Here is a 20,147-nt window from a genome sequence, read left to right as displayed (position 1 = left end):
CCTCGCACTCAGCCTTTGCTGCCGAATCCAAGAGCGTTCGCGAGGTTGACCGCGCCTCTGATTCCCATGGAGCATTCGCCCGTGGAGGCCAGGATGGGTGCGGTGACGCACCGCACTCGCCGGATGCAATGCCAGCCATCTAAAACGACATTTGATGTCGAAGCCCGTATCGTTTGGACGGCCGCCTGAAACTGCGTAGATGTTTTTGCTTTACTTGAAGTAGTAGTTTTACGCTTGACCCATCAGCGCGCATAGGCGGAGAGTAGCGTTCGCTCGCCGAGCGTATGCGCAAGCGCGTAGAGGAAGTGTATGGGCGCGAAGGGGCGATGATTCGTTCGAAAATTCGGTTGTTCGCCCCCCGCCGGGGCGGGAGTGGTCAGTTACACCACAGGGAGCCAAGTTCATGGCGAACCAATCGTCCAGCCATGGCAAGAATGCTGCCTCTACTCAACCCAACATCGTTGTCATTTTTGGTGATGCCATTGGCCTGTGGAATGTCGGTTTGTAGGCCCACGGGATGATGGGCCATACAGCGAACATCGACCGCATGGGTCGCGAGGGAAGCCAGGGCGCTGGTACATTAAGCATGAAGAAAGCCATTGATTCTGCGATGACCAAGTTGGATTCGCCATATGGAAGCAGCAACTAAGTTGGGAAAACCGCGCTGCGACCAAAAGCGCCGCGCGGCTTATTTCTTGACCGGTCCCGGCGCGCTAATGGTCGATTACGTTCGTGTCTCGGACTGCCGATGTTTCTATTCGCCGAAGGCGGAGAAAGCTACAAGGCGGCTTTAGCGGCGCCCGTATCTATGCCTATTCAGATGGAAGCGACCGTGCCATGCAAGAGGCAAGTGTGGTTGAAGCGCACACCTTGACTGAGCTGTCTGCGCTGGCTATAGAGATTCTGGCCATTGTGCTGATCATCGCAGCCATTTTGTTCTCGACGGCCATTTTTCTGTATGGCATGGCGACGCATGCCGAATATGGGCGAATCCATTATGAAAGTTACAAGCGGCGCATTGGCCGCGCGCTCCTGCTATGTCTGGAGATCCTGGTGGCTGCCGATATCGTGCGCACCGTGGCGCTGGATTCGAGCATCGAGAGCGTACTGGCGCTGGGCTTGCTGGTGGTCGTTCGGACCTTTCTAAGCTGGTCACTAATCCTCGAGATTGAGGGGCGCTGGCCTTGGCAAAAGGTCGCGACGGGCGTGGCGGACAAGGGAGGTGACAATGTCTCCTGAATTCTGTTGCGGTGCAGGCGCGACCATTAGCGGCACGGTTAGCGAAAAGCACGGAAAGCTCACTGCACCACCCGGCATGTGCTGGATTCCTGGTGGCGGTTTCCACATGGGATCAGCGAACTTCTATCCCGAAGAGCAGCCGGTACATGAGGTGTCGGTGGACGGTTTCTGGATGGACACGACGCCGGTGACCAATCGCCAGTTTCGCGCCTTTGTCGACGCAACCGGTTACCGCACCTACGCGGAAACCCCGCCCCGTGCCGAAGACTACCCTGGAGCGCTGCCGGAAATGTTGCAGCCGGGTTCGCTCGTCTTCGTACAACCTGAAGTTCCTGTGCCCATGCGTATCGAGTACTGGTGGACCTTTATGTTCGGAGCAGACTGGTGCCATCCGTATGGGCCCGCCAGCAGCCTCGATGGTCTGGACGACCACCCAGTCGTTCACATCACTTACACCGATGCCCAAGCCTACGCCACCTGGTTAGGCAAGCGCTTGCCAACCGAGGCTGAGTGGGAGTTCGCGGCGCGCGGGTCGCTGGATGGGGCGGATTATGCGTGGGGTGATTGTTTGCAGCCCGACGGCCAATGGCTCGCCAATGTCTGGCAGGGGCGCTTTCCCTACGAGAACCTCGCGGAGGATGGCTACGCGCGAACGTCGCCAGTAGGTGCCTTCCCACCCAACGCATTCGGACTGGTCGACATGATCGGCAATGCCTGGGAGTGGACGCAGGACTGGTACGGCGATCGGCACGCGGAGAGCGCCGAAAGAGCCTGTTGCGTACCTCGGAATCCAAGGGGCGCAGCGGAACGGAGTAGCGTTGATCCACAAGCGCCAGGACTTCCGACACCACGCAAGGTGCTCAAGGGCGGGTCGCACCTGTGTGCCGCAAATTATTGCCAGCGCTATAGACCGGCCGCACGTTATCCGCATCCCGTAGATACGTCTACCAGCCATATTGGCTTCCGGTGCGCTATGGATGCGATTCAATGTCCTGCAGGATTTTAGTCGTGAACCTTCTCTCTCTGTTGCAGTCCACATCGTCAAATCTGGAAAATTTGTACGAAAGCCGCGCGCTTTTGCCTTTAAGTACGGTCTTCGTCCTACTTTTTCTCACGCTTGGCCCGCCGGTTAAAACGCCTATGATTTTCTTCGCGCGTACGCGCCAGATGGACGCAGGCGCGCAGAGGCAGCTCGCCTTCAAAACCATTGCGCTTGCCACGACCTGTCTGTTGATCGGTGGCTTTGTTGGCATTGCGCTGGCTAAAAACTGGCATGTTTCCTCCGCCATGCTGCGGCTGTGCGGTGGCATCGTGTTCTTCCTGGTTTCGCTCCGTGCGGTTCTTGAGCCGTTTGAGGGTGGCCATCCTTCCGGCACCCAGGCCGTGACAAACGCTCCACCTCCCAATGCCTTCCAGATGGCCGTACCGATGATCGTGACCCCCTATGGGCTTGCTGGTCTCATCATCATGCTTTCCAACAGCCAGAGCGTCGATCGCCTCCTAAGCATTGTTGGCTTGTTGCTGATCATCATGATCATTCACCTGCTGGCCATGTTGTTCGCAGGTCCGCTGGTACGAAAGATCGGTCCACTTCCGTTCCTGCTCTTTGGCGTCATTGTCGGCATTCTTACCGTCGCGTTGTCGGCCGAGATGATACTTGGCGGGATGGTTCAGCTCGGCTTGCTTTCGCCAACGCCGTAAGCGAAATCCTTGCGTCCTAGAAGAGGATGCCAACCAGGTGGTCGAGCATGGTCTGGGCAGGAATCACGCTGAGCCAGATCGGAGCGAAAGGAACCAGCGCCGCGACGGCGATGACAATTACAATTCGTAGTCGAACAATAGCGGCTTCGTGTTGAAAACGTTGGCGACGACGTTATAGAGGTTCATCGTACTGGCGAAGTTCGGTTTCTCCAGCGTCAAGTCGTCGATAGCGCACCTGGAGGCGACGTGCGCGTCGCAATCACGCAGCTGGAAGGAAGCAAAAAAGCGGCCAACGCATCTGGAATGGATGCTCATGAAGGTAGACATAATATGGGCAAGCAGAACCTTCCCGTCGTTATACCCGAACTGCCGGAAGAGCTTACCAAGGCGATCGCGGGAAAAGACAGCGGCACGACTTCGACGTTGCTGGGCATCTACCGGACGCGTCTCGGCGTCCGGCGGACTGGCCTTGCTGATCTGCGCTCGCATCTGGCCAACGAACGCACGCATTTAGCCTATGTGAGAACTTCGATTTCGCTGATCGGCTTTGGTATCACCCTCAATCGCTTCAGCCAATTTCTTCGGCAGCAAGGTAGCGTGGCGGCCGGTCAGCACCCTTGGCATATGCTGCGAGATACGGAGACCGTCGGCGGTGGCATGGTGTTGCTGGGAATCACACTGGCGGCCTGGGCTCTTTACAGGTATTGGCACGTGAACCGAAGTATCCGCGAAGGGAGCTTCGAGCCGTTCGATAAGGCGGTGGTCGCCATGACCCTCCTTTTGATACTACTTGGCGGTGTCAGTGCAGTTTGGCTGTTCCTTGTTTGACCGACTAGCACAAGCGCACGATGCCTTAGCTCTCACCTGCAACGTGGGTGAGGAGATCGACTCGCCGCAATGTGTGTGTTGCCACGCAGCAGGTCAATGAAGCCGACTGATAGCGAAAGTACATCACTTGCTTCGACCTGACCTGGGAGCAAATCGCCGAAGCCAACCAACAGAAGTCTTGCCTCGTTCCTCACTGCACTGCGCCGCGTAACCACGATTGCCTAGTGGACGGCCTAGTTGGCCAAACTATGCTTTGCAGGCGTGGCCAAACTATGGTTTCACGCAACAGAGCCGTGAACGATTGGTTCGAGACCATGAGTTTCCGTATAAACGATAGGCAAATGCTTGCCGATTCGTCATGTCCCTTTCGACTGCGATCCCTATCGATCGATGTAGCACTCATAAACCGGGTAAGCAGAAGCCGTGTTGCAATGACCGGCTGAATTCGCACAGAAGCAGACGTTCCGCCTGTTGAGCTACCCGCGGAAATATACGAAAAATTCTTATGTAACGTCGCTCGATATCAGACAGATCGGACCTATGTTGGCTGCCATACTGCGCACCGGGGACTCTAGGGGTGTCTGCTTTCTTGACAGGCGGACACGGGGACAGGGGGGTATATGGGGCTTTGGTCAGTCTTGGCTGTCGGGCAGGGATTTTTGCGCCCCGAAGGAACTGCCAGCTTTGAGCTTTATGGTGTTGTCTCGGCCTGCGACGCAGACACGGCGCTCTCGAAGGCCATGGATCTCGCCGCACGGCACTGGCCGGAAATCGCGCAAGGCATACAAACCTCCGATGGCGCTGTAGTCCATGCCGAGGGGATCAACGAGGTTGCGCCGGTTCCGGGAATGGAAGTCGACATCGTCGACGTCTCTTGGACTTAGTTGAAATGTCCGTACCCAAGAGCGGACAGATGCTCGGCTTGTGCAACTACACACTCGTCGATTCCACACGGTCTTCCAACAAAAAGGATGGGACTTTATGCAAGCGAAAAGCTTGGTACTGGCTGCGGTTGGCCTCATCGTCGTCGTCGGCTTTCTAGTGGAGCGAAGCTACAGTTCGAGCGCGCGTCCAGACAGAAAGCCGGATCCTCAGAGCAGCGCTTTGCCCGTGAACGCTCTTCAGTTCAAACCTATCGATCACGCTAGCTACGAACTGGGTTACGGGGCAGGAAAGTCGGCCACAAGCGCGGCCAACAAGCCCGCTGACTGGGTCAGTTATTGGCTTGGCTACGGGGAAGAAAAGCGGTCGGAGGGCGATACTCCTCCGCGTGAGGGTAGTTTCGCCGACCTCCTTCATGCGGACCAGCGTTGCGTTCAAGGCGAAGTTCTAACGATCCGCGAAAGTACCTACGCCAAGACAAAGGACGCTTCGGGAAAGACATTTCTATGTAATCGATTCACGGTTTTGCCGCCTGTTAGCTGAGGGGGCTAGACCAGCGCTCAGCGAACCAAGCTTGGCCAGATTTCGCCAGGCCCTGGACGACGTCGACCAGGCCATGTAAGAACGCGCATGGGTGTTCGCCCTCGACGCCGAGGGCGAATCGCTCGGAACGCCGGGTTCTGTGGAGGGACGGCATGGCGACGCACACTGCTGCGAAGTTCGATGCATTCCTGGATGATCTTTTCTCCGCACCGACGGCCGGCATGCCGCGCGTTTTCGATCCCTGGAACGCTGTCTCCAGTGACGACATGGCGCCCGCGGCCGTGGAAGGGCGTCGCGAACGCCTGAAGCTTCATCTGTCCGCCCCCGCACCGAGGCTGCTGCTTATTGGCGAGGCGCCTGGCTATCAAGGCACACGGATAACCGGTTGCCCATTCACCTCTGAAGCCCTGCTGCTCGAGGGCGGCGTGCCGCGCCTAGGGAAGTTGTGCGGCCGGCTCTCGTCGCGAAGGCTCCCGTGGCGCGAGCCGTCGTCCACCATCGTGTGGCGCGCGCTTCGTGAAGAAGGCCTGGCGGATGACACCATCCTGTGGGGCGCCTTCCCCTGGCACCCTTACGGCGCTTCACCTTTGTCGAACCGGGCGCCGAATGAAGCCGAGAAGGCCATCGGCGCGGTCTTCCTGCGCAAACTGGTTTCTGCCTTGCCAGACGTCACCGTGGTTGCCGTGGGAAATGTCGCCGCCGATTCGCTGCGAAAGCTAGGCGTCACCGCGGACAAGATCCGCCACCCTTCGAATGGTGGCGCTACTGCATTTCGAGCCGGACTTGCCTTGGTGGCGAAGCATCTCCGATAGCAAGCAGAACAGGGGTAAGGCGGAGATGCCCCGAGCTTGACTGACACCTTTGAAGGCGGGCAATCCCCTTGGACGTGTCAGATGACCAAGCGCCAACCGTTCACGGCGGCGTTCAGGCGTGAAGCGGCCGGGCTTTCGATGAACTACACGTGCGGTTCAAGCGCCTCCTCCGCCGAGTCGTGACGGAGCACGAAGGGCTCGTCCGCGATGCCCAGCCCAGTCTCAGACTCGTCCGGCAGTGGCCAGCGCGGACCATCGGTGTCCTCCCAAACCTGAGGAAACGACTGCGCCAGCTGCCTCCCTAGGCATTTTTCGTACATGGTGCGTCACGGCTTGACACCGGTGTCAATTACGTTACACGCTGATAACAGTTGCACTGCGAGGGGCACGCGGGACGTGGCGATCGACCATTCAGATCGAGTGGCGGGGAGACGGGAGGTACCGTTTCTGGCGGCCGATATCGGCGGCACGCATGCGCGTGTTGCGCTGATGCGCGCCTCGCAGGACGGTGCCCGCGGGGTCGAAACGCTAGCCTATCGTGTTTTCGCGTGCGCGGAGTTCTCGACGCTGTCGGCACTGTTGCAAGCCTTTGTCGGCGCCGACGTGCAAGCCTCGGTGAAGCACTGCGTGCTCGCTTGCGCGGGCCAGATCATGGGCGACGAGGTCGTGAACGATAACCTCGCCTGGCCCATCCACCTGACGCAGTTGCGCCACGCGCTGGACCTGGACGAAGTTGCCGTACTCAACGACTTCGAAGCGTTGGCCTACGCGCTCGATGGCGCTCTCGCAAACGGCGGCCGGCATCTGTGCGGGCCAACCGCGCATGTCAGTGGCCCGACCTTGGTGATCGGACCGGGCACCGGCCTTGGCGCGGCGGTGCACGTTCCCGGCCCTGGCGGCGGTTTCGTGCTGGCGACGGAAGCCGGCCAGATGGATTTCGCGCCCCATTCGGTGCGCGAGCGCGAGATTCTCGCGCACCTCGCGCCAAATGGCGGCTACGTGCCGTTCGAACACATCGTGTCGGGCCCCGGCCTGCTGAGCGTCTACGCGATTCTGTGCAGGCTGCAGGGGGAAAGGCCGAAGCTGGCGACGCCAGAAGCGGTCACCGCGGCGGCCGTTGCATGCAGCGATGTACAAGCCGTGGAGGCCGTAGAGATCTTCTGCGCCTCGCTGGGAAGCTTTGCCGGCAATCTCGCGATGGCCTTCATGGCCACCGGCGGCGTGTATCTGGCCGGCGGTTTCCTCTCGTCCCTATTCGAGCTGCTCAAGGGCAGCGCCTTCGAGAAGCGATTCCTGCACGGACGCAGTGCGCGCGCGCTGCTGTCGCAAGTGCCGGTGTGGGTAACCGAGCACGGCCGCCACGGCGTTCAGGGTGCGTCCCAGTGGTACCTCAGGCATGGCACGTCGGGGGCGCCGCGGCATGCCGTGGCGGGTGGCACGGGCGCATGAGCCTCATCACGACATCACGATTTTTCCGTTGCGTGGCCATGGCGTGGCTGGCGGCTACGGGCGTGGTCGCTGCCGCGCCTGCCGTCCCCACGTGGTCGTTGCTGCCGCAGCCGGCCATGGCCAGACCTGCCGGATCGGGCGCGGCCGAGATCGCGGATGGTGCCATGGTCTCGGTGCGCGGCGTGGATCGCGAACAAGTGCAGTCCATCGCCGAGCGATTCGTGCAACGCGTGGCCGACACCAACGGGCTGCATTTGCGCGTGGCGACTGCGGGCGTCGCGCATGCCGCAATCACCTTCGATGTGAATCCGAGCGCCGATGTCCAAGACCAGGCCGGCTATCACATCACGGTGGACGACGACGGCATCCTGGTCACCGCACGCACGCCGCGCGGCGCGTTTTACGGCGGCGTCACCCTATGGCAATTGCTGACGCCGCCCGGGTGGACCCGCGGCATGCCCGTCAAGGTGGCTCACGGGGTTATCGACGATCACCCGCGTTTTGCGTGGCGCGCGTTGCTGCTCGACTCCGGGCGGCACTACCAGAGCGTGGCCGACATCAAGAAGCTGATCGACGGGATGTCGCTCAACAAGCTCAACGTGTTGCTCTGGCATCTGACCGAAGACCAGGGCTGGCGTCTTGAAATCCCCAAGTATCCCGAGCTCACGAAAATCGGCGCCTGTCGCAAGGCGGTGGGCCTGGACAGTGAACTGACCGGTTCTCCGGAGCAGCCCTATTGCGGCTTTTATACAGAAGCCGAGGCGCGCGACATCGTGCGTTACGCCGCCGAGCGCTATGTGGAGGTGGTGCCGGAGATCGATCTTCCCGGGCATTCGCAGGCGGCCATCGCGGCCTATCCGTGGCTAGGTGTCACGGGAAAGCGTCCTTCGGTGTGGACCGACTGGGGCGTCAGTCCTTGGTTGCTCAAGCCCGATGAAAAGACCCTGCAGTTTGTCGACGACGTGCTCGATGAGGTGATGCAGTTGTTCCCCTCACGATACATCTCCATTGGCGGCGATGAGGCAGACAAGCAGCAGTGGAACGCCTCGCCGGAGGTGAATGCGCAGATGCACAAGCTGGGCCTGGCAAACATGGATCAGCTGCAGGGCTGGTTCACCCAGCAGGTCGCTGCGCATCTGATCGAGCACGGGCGCACGCCAGTTGGCTGGGATGACGAGCTGGTTGCCGGCGCGACGCTGCCGGCGGCGGAAGTGGTGATGTCCTGGCACGGCGACGACAACGAACGCGTGGCGCTCGCCGCCATCAAGCAAGGCCACGACGTGGTCATGACGCCGCAGGAATCGCTGTACTTCGACCACGTCCAGTCCGACCGGCCCGACGAGTGGCCGGGACCGCCGCCTGCAGCCACCTTGCGGCAAACGTATGACACCGTCGTCATCCCGAACGGCGCGAGCGCTGCCGAAGCCCAGCGCATCATCGGCGTGCAGGGCGGTCTCTGGACCGAGCAGATGCGTACCTTTGCGCACGACCAGCATGCGGTGTTCCCGCGCGTCGCGGCGCTGGCGGAGCTTGGCTGGTCGCCCTCGCGTGCACACGACTGGAACGGTTTTCTGCAACGCATGCCAGCCGAACTGGCGCGGTACCGCGCACTCGGCATTGGCTATGCCGACAGCGCGTTCGCACCCGCCTTTCAGGTGACGGCAGCCGACCATGACGCGTTCCGGGTCGAGCTGTCCAATCAGGTCGGATTCGGCACCATGCGTTACACCACGGATGGCTCCGAGCCGACCAGGCAATCCGCCGCTTATGCCCGGCCGCTCACGCTACTGGGCAACACGACCTTGCGCGCCGCAACCTTTGCCGCGGACGGCTTCGAACTTGCCGCGCCACGCACGCAAGTGCTGGACGAAACCACCTTGCTGAGCCGCGACAGCAGCGCGCTGGCGATGTGCTCCAAGCAGCCGGGCACGCGCCTGGAAGGTGGCATGCCGGCACAAGGGCCGCGGCCGATGTATTCCGTCGACATCGGCAACGCGTGCTGGCTTTGGCCACAAGCACCGCTGGATGGCGTCAAGCATGTCGCGATGACGGTCGAACGCATCACATGGCGCTTTGGCGATGAAGCCAAGGACGCCGTGGCGCGCCACCAGGCCAACGCGGGCGGCGAGTTCGAGATCCATGCTGACGCCTGCACGGGGTCACTGCTTGCTCGCTTGCCGCTGCGGAGCGTGGTGCAGGCAAGCGGGCAAGTTCGTCTAGATGCACAGGTGGCCATGCCGGCGGGGGCCGGCGTGCGCGATCTGTGCGTTTTCGTTACCGGCGATCCACGCGAGGGGCAGTGGGCGTTGGCGCGAATGACATTTTCGAAATAAGCGGCAGGCGGGGCAAGCGTCCCGCGCCGTGGCACTGAGTAAACGGCTTTGGCTCGCGTAGCCAGAGCTGGGGAGATCGACAAATTGAATCACGACGGCGTGCGAACCAGCAGGCACCGCCGGGCTGTACGCGTTCTTTTGGAATTCCACGGAGCACCTGAGGTTCGACAGGCAACACCAACGAGGTTAAAGCCCATGCCAACCGCACTTCGCAAACATCCATTGTCCTTTGCCGTCACCATGTCGCTGTTCGCCGCCGTGTCGACGTCGACCGCGGCGTCGACATTCTTCGATGTCCAGGCGGACGACCAGGCCGCGCAGACCAGCACGGCGCAAACCGCGCCACCTCCGCCTCCCGACGCCAAAAAGGCCGACACCAAGAAAGCCGATGGCACGGACGCGGAGAAGAACGCGGTCACGCTGTCGACCGTGGCGGTCTCCGGTGTGCGCGCGTCGCAGATTCGTGCCATCGACCTGAAACGCGATGCTTCAAACATTCAGGACAGCATTACGGCCGAAAGCATTGGCGCGCTGCCCGACACGACGATCACGGACTCCCTGCAGCGCGTCACTGGCGTGCAGATCAACCGCGACGCGGGCGTGGGCACCTCGGTGGACGTGCGCGGTTTGCCCCAGGTCGGCACCATGTTGAATGGCGAAGTGTTCATCACGGCAGACCAGATCGACTCGCAGCAGCCCGACTTCACCATGTTGCCGTCCACGCTGTTCCACGGCGTGGACGTGATCAAATCATCCAGCGCCAACCTGACCGACGGCGGCATCAGCGGCGCCATCGACCTGCATACCTACCGTCCCTGGGATCTGCCCAGCGGTTTCACCTACAGCTATTCGGCCAATGGCGAGCGCGGCACCACCACCAACCATTGGGGGCCCGAGGCCAACGGCCTTATTTCGTTCAACGACAGTGGCCATTGGGGCCTGCTGGTATCCGCCGATTACTCCGACACCCGGCGCATGAATTCCACCGAGGGCCTGGACCAGTATGGCGTCGTACTCAATGGCGAAAACGCGGCCAGCGCCGGTGGCTACAACGGCTTCCTGACCCCTTGGAACGGCGCGCCCATCCCATCGAAGATCGTTCAGAATGCCGACGGCAGCGTGGACGTCAATGGCGATGGCAAGTCCAACGGCGTCTTCATGGGAAGCCAGGACATCGGCCTCAATGACATCATCACCCAGCGGAAGCGCAAGTCGGGCAACGCCTCGTTCCAGATGGATCTCGGCAGCGGCTTCAGCCTGACCAGCGACTTCTTCTACTCGCAACAGCGCGAGTACGACCGCAACTACGGCATCCAGTTCAACTCCACCAACTGGCAGGGCGCGACCTACGTGCCGCTGCAGTCGCGCAATACCGGAAGTCCTGCCCTCGGCTCCTACGGCACGCCAGAGCCGGGCTGGGAGGGCTCGCAGATATTCACCACGCAGGTGTACCAGAAGTGGCCAGGCGATGTGGAGTCGTACTCGCAGATCATCCAGAAAAGCTCCGTCGCGAAGAACTTCAACCTGCAGATGGATTACGACAACGGCGGTCAGTTCACGGCGAGCGTGCGTGGCATCCGTGACACGGCGTCGCAGTCGAACCAGGAAACCGACGTCAACATTTCCAACTCCGATGGCGCCCTGTGGCCCAACGTGCTGATGGACGGTGTGACCGACGCCGACGTTCCGCCCGGCACCTTCGTCTATCCAGCGCAATTGGGCGGCAATCGCGTGTTCAATGCCAACGGCATGCCCCAGAACACGGTTCCGATCATTGCGAACTTCAATGGCAAGTACATCACCGTCAACCTGCCGCCTTCGCTCGCCAGCCAGTTCGCCGACCCCAATGGCTGGACCATGAAGACGTTGGAGTCCTCCGGCGACTACGATCGCCAGGTGGCGCTGAACGCCTTGCGTTTCGATGGCAAATACGATTTCCAGGACGGTTTCAAGCTCGAATTTGGCGTGCGCAACAGCATCCGCAGCGCCAACAACGATGGCTGGACATTGGAAACGCCGGTCTATGCGGGCATCGGTGCCAGCGATCCGGGTGGATGCCTGGTGCGTTATGTCGGTGCCGACGTGGTCTTGAACAGCGGCTCGTGCACCGCGGGCAACAATCAGGGCTACTTCCGCGCAGGACCCTTGTCGGCGATCTCGATGCCCAATACCGCGGCGCCGCTGTCGAATAACTTCAAACAGTACAACAACCTGCTTGGCTCGGGCATCAACTTCTGGGCGATTGATCCAAACGCCATGGTCAATCCGCTTTCCTTCTGGAAGTCGCTCTACCCCGACACCGTCCAGGTGGGTGAGCCTGGCACGACCTGGGCCGTGCGGCTAAAGGAGTTGACCGGCTATCTGCAGGGCGATTTCAACGGCACCATCTGGGACATGACCTACAGCGGCAATATTGGTGCGCGCTTGATCCACACCAATCTGGACGTTACCCAGCACTTGAGTGGCGCCCCGGGCGCGTACGGCGACGAACCTATTGACGTAGGTACGGCGGTCACCAAGCGCAGTTATCAGGACGTCCTGCCGTCAATGAACTTCGCGCTGGATCTGACCGAAAGCCTGAAGTTCCGACTGGCTTATTCCAAGAACATGATGCCGCTGAATCTCAGCACCTGGGCCGGCGGCCTGCAGCTGAACTACTCGCTGGCGGAGACGCCGCAAGGCCCCATCTTCCGCGTCGCGAATGGCACGTCGACCGGCAACCCGGCCCTCAACCCGTGGCGCTCCACCAACTATGGCGCATCGCTGGAGTACTACATCAACCCCACCAGCATGCTCAGCCTCGCGCTGTTCCGCATCGAGGTGGACAGCTTCATCAAGAACGGCAGCGTGACCAACTGCACGCTGCCGGACGAGGACGGCGTGGTTCGCAATCATTGCATCGTCATCACCCAACCGGTGCAGGGCACGGGCAACAGCATCCATGGCGCGGAGTTCGATTACCGCCAGGGCTTCACCTTCCTCCCGGGCTTTCTGTCCAAGACCGGCATCCAGGTCAACGCCACGTATGCACCAAGCAACTCGGGCGAAACGGATCTGTCTGGCAGCAAGATCCCGTTCCAGGACAACTCCACCAAATCCGGCAACTTCATCGTGTGGTATCAGGATGACCACTTCCAGGCCCGCGTCGCCTACAACTACCGTTCGCGGCGAGCGGTGATGGATAGCGTGGGTGGCATCACGGGCATGGAGATGTACGAAGCGCCGCAGAGGTACCTCGATGCGTCGATCTCTTACAAGTTCAACAAATACGCCGAAGTCTTCCTGGACGGCACCAACCTCACCAACGAGTATCAGCGTTACTACCTGGTCTGGTCCGACCAGCCTGCGCACTCGACTTTCTCCGAGCGCATGGTCATGTTGGGCGTGCGCGGCCAGTGGTAACGAGCGCGCCTTCGCGCGTTGGTCCAGGCTCGACAGTGTCCCCGTTGCCGCTTTCGCGGAAACGGGGACACCCCGACGCGGGCTGAGTTCGCATCAACAAGATCGTTCTTCGGGGTAGCTTCGTCGATACCCCGATCGCCACCCACCACGACAAGGCAAGCATGCAGGACTCCAGCGCGCCCCAGCCCGTTCGCGACAACGCTTTCCATCGTTCCATCGGCGTGTTCTCGGGAACCGCGATCAACATGACCCAGATGTGCGGCATCGGGCCGTTCATCACCATCCCCATCATGGTCGCCGCGATGGGCGGCCCGCAGGCAATCATTGGCTGGATCGTGGGCGCCATCCTTGCCATGGCCGACGGCCTGGTCTGGGCCGAGCTCGGGGCGGCCATGCCGGGTTCCGGGGGAACCTATGTCTATCTGCGCGAAGCGTTCCAGTACCGCAGCGGCAAGCTGATGCCGTTCCTGTTCATCTGGACCATGCTGCTGGCGATTCCCTTGCTGATGTCTACGGGCATCATCGGCATGGTCGAGTATCTGGGGTTCTTCTTCCCCAACCTGGGCTGGTGGCCGGTGCATCTCATCGGCGTGGCGGCAACGGTCATAGTCACCTGGCTGTTGTATCGCCGGATCGAATCGGTGCGCTCGATCACCATCGCGTTGTGGGTCATCATGCTCGTCTCGGTCGTCGGCGTGACGGCGGCGGGCTTCTCACACTTCAATGCGGGCTTCGCCTTTGCCTACCCGGCCGATACGTTCGGCAGCCATATCTTCGTCGGGCTGGGGGCAGGGCTGATCATCGGCATCTACGACTATCTCGGCTACAACACCACCGCCTACATCGGCGACGAGCTGCGCGATCCCGGCCGGACCATGCCCAGGTCGATCATCATCTCGGTGATCGCGATGATGTTTATTTATCTGCTCCTCAACATCAGCGTGCTTGGGGTGGCGCCGTGGCAGGACATCGCGCAGTCCAAGTCGGTGGCCTCGCTGGTGGTGGAGCGCAGTTGGGGCCATCTGGCCGCCGCTGTCATGACCGTCCTCATCATCGTGACCGCTTTTGCGTCGGTGTTCACTGGCCTGCTGGGTGGCTCGCGCGTGCCCTTCCAGGCCGCACAGGACAAAGTGTTCCTATCCGTGTTCGGACGCCTGCACGCCAGGCACGGCTTCCCCCACGTGGCACTTCTCACCATGGGCGTGGTGACGGCCATCGGCACGTTCTTTGACCTGACCGAAGTCATCAACATGTTGCTGGCCGCGACCATCATCGTGCAGTCCCTCGCGCAGATCGCCGCCTTGGTGGTGCTGCGCAAGCGCCAACCGAACCTTGAGCGCCCGTACAAGCAATGGCTTTACCCCGTGCCATGCGTGATCGCGCTGCTGGGATGGGTCTATGTATACGTGTCTGCCTCTACCTTGTCGCTGATCCTGTCTGGCTTATGGATCATCGCAGGCCTCGTGGTGTTTACGATTTGGGCCAGGCTCAACCGGTCCTGGCCGTTCTCGCCTGTTGAAATACGCGAAACCTATCTTGGGAAACCGTAACGCCATGCGAACTCCCGCCAAACACGCGCTCTGGGTCATGGCCGCGATGGCCGTATGGGTCGCGCCGGACGCACACGCCCAAACGACGTACGCCCCTACCCAGGTAAGCGTTGACGCTGGCTCCGTCACCGCCATCGCGCATTGGCACATTCAAGACAGCGCGAAGGCGCAGCAAAGTGGCGCCGAGATCTCCGCGACGGGCTTTCCCACCAAGGGCTGGTACCCGGTAAGCGGTCGAGCGACCGTCATGGCCGGACTATTGGAGAACGGCACGTACAAGAACGTGTTTTACAGTGACAACCTGCGTGCGGTGCAGGTGCCGGAAGCCAGCGGCAATCTGTTCGTGACGCCTTGGTGGTATCGCGCCGACTTCACACTACCGAAGGACCTGAAAGGCAGGCATACCCTGCTTCGCACCAACGGCATCATCGCGAGCGCTGATCTGTGGGTAAACGGGCATCTCGTCGCCGACCACGCCCAAGTCGCCGGAGCCTATCCCGTGCACGGGTTCGACGTGACGCAGTGGGTAGGCCCGGGCGCCAACGCCCTCGCCATGCAAGTGCATCCGGCCGACCCAAGACAGAGCCTGTCGATTGGCTGGGTGGACTGGAATCCCACGCCCCCGGACAACAATATGGGTCCATGGCGTGGCGTGGACATCGTGCAGACCGGACCGGTCGCGTTGAGCTTCCCACAGGTGCTTTCGACGCTGTCGCTGCCCGATCTCGCGCGCGCCGAGCTGACCGTGAAAGTCACCGCGAGGAACCTCGACACGACGGCGCATGACGCGACCATCAGCGGCACCGTGGCAGGCGTCGCCATACAACAGACCGTGCACCTCGCGCCTGGACAGACACAGGTGGTTTCGTTCTCATCCCAGACAACACCGGGCCTGGCTTTGGATCACCCGAAGATCTGGTGGCCCGTCGGCATGGGCGAACATCCGCTATACCAGCTCGAGATGAGCGCTGCGGTCGATGGCGCGACCAGCGACCGGGCCACGGCGACGTTTGGCATACGCAGCGTCAGTTCGAGCCTGACCAAGCAGGGCTATCGCCAGTTCTTCATCAACGGGAAACCCCTGCTGATTCGCGGCGGCGGCTGGGCGCCGGATATGTTCCTGCGCGACGACCCCGCGCGCATGGAGGCGGAGTTCAGCTATGTCGTCAACCTCGGCCTCAACACCATCCGCAGTGAGGGCAAGCTGGAGAACCAGCGTTTCTACGACCTCGCCGACCGGAACGGCATTCTGGTACTGGCGGGCTGGGAGTGTTGCGACAAATGGGAGTCGGCGGCGAAGACTGGCGGCTCTCCCTGGAGTGCTGCCGACCTGAAAGTCGCGCAAGACTCCATGGCCAGCGAAGCACGCTTGCTTCGCAACCACCCATCGGTGATCGGGTTCTTCATCGGCAGCGACAACGCACCGCCGCCGCCGATCGCAAAGATGTACGCCGATACGCTACGCGCCGAAGACTGGTCGTTGCCCATCATCTCGGCAGCCGTCGATCAGGCGACCGCTGAGGCCGGTCCATCCGGCATGAAGATGGCTGGTCCGTACGACTGGATACCGCCCGCCTATTGGTACGCCGACAAGCTGGGCGGCGCGTTTGGCTTCGATTCGGAGGTCAGTGCGGGCGCCGATATCCCGCGGCTGGAAGACCTGCAGCGCATGCTGTCGCCCCAGGAGCAGGAGGCGCTATGGAAGTACCCGGAGGCGAGGCAATACCACGCCTCCGCGGACTGGTCGACCTTCGCCGTGCTTACGCCGTTCGACAAGGCGTTGGCCCAGCGCTACGGCGCGCCCACGAGTCTTGCCGATTATGTCGCCAAGGCCCAGCTCGACAACTACGACAACGTGCGCGCGCAGTTCGAGGCGTTCAACGCGCACATGGATGCGGCCAAGCCGGCGACCGGCGTCATCTACTGGATGCTCAACAACGCGTGGCCCTCGTTGCACTGGCATCTGTACGACTACTTCATGAATCCCGCCGGTGCCTATTTCGGTGCCAAGAAAGCCAACGAGCTGGTGCACATCCAGTATTCGTACGACTCCAACGGCATCGTGCTGGTCAACCATGGGCTTGACGATGTCCATGGCCTGCAAGCGGACATCCGCGTGCGCAATCTGGACGGCAGCGTGCGTTACGAGAAGCGCCTGCAAAACATTGACCTTGTGGGGAACCACACGCAGCCACTGGCAACACTGCCGAGCATCGCCGGCCTGTCGCCCACCTACTTCATCGAGCTCGATCTTGTCGCTTCCGATGGCAAGCCGGTCAGCCGCAACGTCTACTGGCTGTCCACGCGCAAGGACGTGCTCGACTGGGCGGGCTCGACCTGGTATCTCACGCCGCTGAAACAATATGCCGACCTGACCGCGCTGCAGTCCTTGCCGGCCGCGACGAGCGAGGTCCACGCAACGACACGGCGTGAGGGAAACGAAGAGGTCACCACGGTCACGCTGTCGGTGCCCGCATCGTCCAAGGCCGTGGCGCTGTTTCAGCATGTGTCGATCAGGCGAGGTGTGCACGGCGACCTTGCGCTGCCGATACGCTGGAATGACAATGACGTCACGCTTTGGCCCGGTGAGTCGATGGTCCTGACCGCGCGATACGCATCGCAGGGAACGGCCGCTCCTGTCGTCGAAGTGAGTGGGTGGAACGTTCCAGTCCAAAGCGTTCCGGCTGCCGCCGGTCAGGGAGCAGATCATTGAAGACGCAAAGGCTTCCATGTCGCGCGTGACCATCAACGATGTCGCCCATGCCTCGGACACCTCGAAGAAGACCGTATCGCGCGTGCTGAACAACGAGCCGAACGTGCGCGACTCGGTGCGCGAACGCGTGCTCGCGGCTGTTGCGAAACTCAACTACCGGCCGCTCACCTCGGCGCGTAGCCTGGCGACGAACCGCTCTTTCATGATCGGCCTGCTCTACGACAACCTCTCGCCGAGCTACATCATGGAAGTCCAGGCTGGCGTGCTGGAAGCCTGCGAGGCGAAGCAATACAGCATGATGGTGCAGCCGCTGGTCTCGACGGCGCCGGACTTCGTCGAGCGCGTCGAGAGCATCCTCTCGCGGCACCAGCCCGATGGGCTGATTCTTACGCCCCCCATCACCGACCATCCGAAGCTGCTCAACTACCTGCGCCAGAGCGAACTTCCGTTTGCCTCGATCGCGCCACGCCAACCCAAGGGCTGCATCGGCGTGATGCTGCGTGAACGCGAAGCCGCTGCGGCGATGGTGGAGCACCTTGTCTCGCTGGGCCACCGCCGCATCGCCCACATCCTTGGCGACCCAAAGCACGGCGCAGGCATCTGGCGCCTAGCGGGTTACCGCGACGGCTTGAAGCGCGCGGGGCTGAAGGAAAACCCTGCGTACATGGTCCAGGGACAGTTTTCCTTCGAGTCTGGCGTGGCCGCGGCCCGCCGGTTGCTCGCGCTAAAGCATCGGCCCACCGCCATTTTCGCGGCCGACGACGACATGGCGGTCGGCGCGATCTGGGCCGCCGCGGAGGCCGGGGTGTCGGTTCCCGGCGATATGTCCATTTGCGGCTTCGACGACACCACCATCGCGACGCAGGTGTGGCCACCGCTGACCACCGTTCATCAACCCGTGCGTGAAATGGGCAAGCGTGCCACCGAGGAGCTGCTGCTTCGCGTGCTGGGCAAGGGAGATGCTCGCATGGTCGAAGTCGCCTACGAAATGCGCATGCGCGCATCGACGGCATCCGCGCCCTGAGTCAGGCATCATCTTGCAGTCCACGCCACTGATCGAGAGGAACACCGACATGCCTGCCACGCCCGACGTCAGCAACCCGCCGCGGAAGTTCCATTTCATCTCCGGGCTGCCACGCTCCGGCACCACGCTACTGGCCGCCATCCTCAACCAGAATCCGCGTTTCCGCGCAGGCATGACCAGCCCGCTTGCTGACATCATGGGCGTGGTGATCGCGGAAGCGAGCAGCAAGAACGATTTTTCGTTCGATGTCTCCGACGAGCAACGCGTCGCACTGTTGCGCGGGTTGGTCGAGAACTTCTACTCGGTGCAAGCGGACGCCGGCGCGGTGTTCGACACCAGCCGGCTGTGGTGCAGCCGCATGCAGTTGCTCGACACGCTGTTCCCTGGGGTGAAGGTCATTGCCTGCGTGCGCCAGTTGGTATGGGTGCTCGATAGCATGGAGCGATTGGTGCGTCGGCAACCGGTCAGTGTCAGCAAAGTGTTCCGCTTCGACACCAACACCACGATCTACTCTCGCATCGAGGCCTTGACCGATCCACGGGGCATGGTGGGCTTCGCCTACCAGGCCACCAAAGAGGCGTTCTACGGCCAGCACGCGCAAGACCACCTGCTGATGCTGACCTACGAGAGCCTGGTGGCCGACCCAGTCGCGGCCATGCGTGCGGTCTACCAATTCCTCGACGAGCCTTGGTTCGAGCACGACTTCGACCACATCGAATACCACGCAGACGAGTTCGATGCCCGCGTCGGCATGCCCGGCCTGCATTCCGTGCGCCCGAAGGTCCAGGCCATCGAACGCCAGTCCATCCTGCCGCGCGAGATCTTCGGACGCTTCGCGAACGAAGCGTTCTGGATGGATCCCAAGAACAACGTCAACCAAGTGCCCATTGTGTGACGGCTACACGATTCCGGCGGCATCGGTAGGGACAAGCGTGGCGCCGCCTGACCAGAGCGCGCCGCGGCGCGCACCTCAATCACGACTTCAGCTCGACCTTTAAGGCGTCCGTCCGCTTTGGAAACCAGGGGCCACTGTCGGTAACGGCTTGATCAGCCAATTTCTTGGCCTCGTCGGCCCGATGCAGGGCCTTGTGCCATCCGCCGGAAATGCGGCCGGGGCGCTCGCTGCCTATGCCGCCGCGTCGGATATCGAGGCTCATATCTTCATGCCGCGCGACGTGCCCCTCGCCAACTACGTCGAGGCTACGGCCTACGGCGCCAAGGTGACGCTTGTGGACGGCGTCATTTCCGATTGCGCGCGCATCGTGAGTGAGCGCAAGCATCCGGACTGCGTGTACCCAAGGCCTATGGCGACTACATCATCCTGGACATTCTTCGCGCGTCGGGTGGCATGGCCGTCGCTGTGTCCGATGCAGATATCTTTGCCTCGCTGAGGGACTGGGCAGCCAACGAAGGCATCTTTCTTTCTCCGGAAGGGGCGGCGGCCACGGCCGCCTACGCTCACGTGCTCAAGGCTGGCGTCCTCAATGAGTCGGACCGTGTCGTCCTATTCAATACGGGCGCCGGACTGAAATATACCGACGTCATCTCGCACGTCCTGGGGCTCAAGTCCGGCGACCTAGCTTGAAGTGTCTGTTCTCGACGGCAGGTTGCCATCAGCCAGTAAGTCGCGCTTTTTGAGCGCCGCCACCCGTCGCGGCGGTGACAAACTCC

At 61.7% G+C, this 20,147-nt stretch carries 17 protein-coding genes; 16 read left to right on the top strand and 1 reads right to left on the bottom strand.

From position 1 onward, the window contains the following. The first annotated feature begins 837 nt into the window (after window positions 1–837). The 14 genes from ACT01B_RS20150 to ACT01B_RS20085 all read left to right on the top strand — a co-directional run bounded on the left by ACT01B_RS20150 (window position 838) and on the right by ACT01B_RS20085 (window position 19,371). The gene (locus ACT01B_RS20150; RefSeq protein WP_445144981.1) at window positions 838–1,239 is read left to right on the top strand and encodes a DUF1622 domain-containing protein; all 402 of its coding nucleotides are present in this window, start codon (window positions 838–840) and stop codon (window positions 1,237–1,239) included. Continuing rightward, window positions 1,229–2,245 (top strand): formylglycine-generating enzyme family protein, encoded by a 1,017-nt coding sequence (locus ACT01B_RS20145; protein WP_445144980.1) that lies wholly within the window; start codon window positions 1,229–1,231, stop codon window positions 2,243–2,245. The genes ACT01B_RS20150 and ACT01B_RS20145 overlap by 11 nt, the downstream gene beginning before the upstream one ends. A gap of 2 nt (window positions 2,246–2,247) precedes the next feature. Further along, window positions 2,248–2,940, top strand: coding sequence for a MarC family protein (locus ACT01B_RS20140; protein ID WP_445144979.1), 693 nt, complete (start codon window positions 2,248–2,250; stop codon window positions 2,938–2,940). A 246-nt stretch (window positions 2,941–3,186) separates the two neighbouring features. Further along, the gene (locus ACT01B_RS20135; protein WP_445144978.1) at window positions 3,187–3,768 is read left to right on the top strand and encodes a YidH family protein; all 582 of its coding nucleotides are present in this window, start codon (window positions 3,187–3,189) and stop codon (window positions 3,766–3,768) included. A 620-nt stretch (window positions 3,769–4,388) separates the two neighbouring features. Further along, entirely contained in the window at window positions 4,389–4,652 is a 264-nt protein-coding gene (locus tag ACT01B_RS20130; RefSeq protein ID WP_445144977.1) for a hypothetical protein, read from the top strand. Window positions 4,653–4,749: 97 nt separating this feature from the next. Further along, complete coding sequence (locus ACT01B_RS20125; protein WP_445144976.1) at window positions 4,750–5,193, top strand: hypothetical protein; 444 nt, start codon at window positions 4,750–4,752, stop codon at window positions 5,191–5,193. A 152-nt stretch (window positions 5,194–5,345) separates the two neighbouring features. Then, entirely contained in the window at window positions 5,346–6,005 is a 660-nt protein-coding gene (locus ACT01B_RS20120; protein WP_445144975.1) for a uracil-DNA glycosylase, read from the top strand. A 318-nt stretch (window positions 6,006–6,323) separates the two neighbouring features. Continuing rightward, on the top strand, window positions 6,324–7,454 hold the full coding sequence (locus tag ACT01B_RS20115) for a glucokinase (protein WP_445144974.1): 1,131 nt from the start codon (window positions 6,324–6,326) through the stop codon (window positions 7,452–7,454). Beyond that, a complete protein-coding gene (locus ACT01B_RS20110; protein WP_445144973.1) occupies window positions 7,451–9,787 on the top strand; it encodes a beta-N-acetylhexosaminidase in 2,337 nt (778 codons plus the stop codon). Before ACT01B_RS20115 ends, ACT01B_RS20110 begins: the two co-directional genes overlap by 4 nt. A 195-nt stretch (window positions 9,788–9,982) precedes the next feature. Further along, the gene (locus ACT01B_RS20105; RefSeq protein ID WP_445144972.1) at window positions 9,983–13,189 is read left to right on the top strand and encodes a TonB-dependent receptor; all 3,207 of its coding nucleotides are present in this window, start codon (window positions 9,983–9,985) and stop codon (window positions 13,187–13,189) included. 161 nt (window positions 13,190–13,350) lie between these two features. Next, a complete protein-coding gene (locus tag ACT01B_RS20100) occupies window positions 13,351–14,739 on the top strand; it encodes an APC family permease (protein ID WP_445144971.1) in 1,389 nt (462 codons plus the stop codon). A gap of 4 nt (window positions 14,740–14,743) precedes the next feature. Then, on the top strand, window positions 14,744–17,452 hold the full coding sequence (locus ACT01B_RS20095) for a glycosyl hydrolase 2 galactose-binding domain-containing protein (protein ID WP_445144970.1): 2,709 nt from the start codon (window positions 14,744–14,746) through the stop codon (window positions 17,450–17,452). Window positions 17,453–17,468: 16 nt separating this feature from the next. Then, window positions 17,469–18,476, top strand: coding sequence for a LacI family DNA-binding transcriptional regulator (locus ACT01B_RS20090; protein WP_445144969.1), 1,008 nt, complete (start codon window positions 17,469–17,471; stop codon window positions 18,474–18,476). A gap of 49 nt (window positions 18,477–18,525) precedes the next feature. After that, the gene (locus ACT01B_RS20085; protein ID WP_445144968.1) at window positions 18,526–19,371 is read left to right on the top strand and encodes a sulfotransferase family protein; all 846 of its coding nucleotides are present in this window, start codon (window positions 18,526–18,528) and stop codon (window positions 19,369–19,371) included. Window positions 19,372–19,450: 79 nt separating this feature from the next. Here the strand turns inward: ACT01B_RS20085 and ACT01B_RS20080 are convergent, their stop codons facing one another. After that, window positions 19,451–19,633: a hypothetical protein gene (locus ACT01B_RS20080; RefSeq protein ID WP_445147552.1), complete on the bottom strand. Its 183-nt coding sequence runs from the start codon at window positions 19,631–19,633 to the stop codon at window positions 19,451–19,453. Between ACT01B_RS20080 and ACT01B_RS20075 the strand changes: the two genes are divergently transcribed. Next, on the top strand, window positions 19,553–19,867 hold the full coding sequence (locus ACT01B_RS20075; RefSeq protein WP_445147538.1) for a pyridoxal-phosphate dependent enzyme: 315 nt from the start codon (window positions 19,553–19,555) through the stop codon (window positions 19,865–19,867). The two genes, ACT01B_RS20080 and ACT01B_RS20075, sit on opposite strands and share 81 nt — an antisense overlap. Continuing rightward, window positions 19,825–20,061 (top strand): hypothetical protein, encoded by a 237-nt coding sequence (locus tag ACT01B_RS20070; RefSeq protein ID WP_445144967.1) that lies wholly within the window; start codon window positions 19,825–19,827, stop codon window positions 20,059–20,061. Before ACT01B_RS20075 ends, ACT01B_RS20070 begins: the two co-directional genes overlap by 43 nt. Window positions 20,062–20,147 lie beyond the last annotated feature (86 nt).

This window comes from Dyella sp. Tek66A03 (assembly GCF_052567735.1).
Note: the sequence above shows the minus strand (reverse complement) of the source record. Positions and strands in the feature narration are given on the sequence as shown.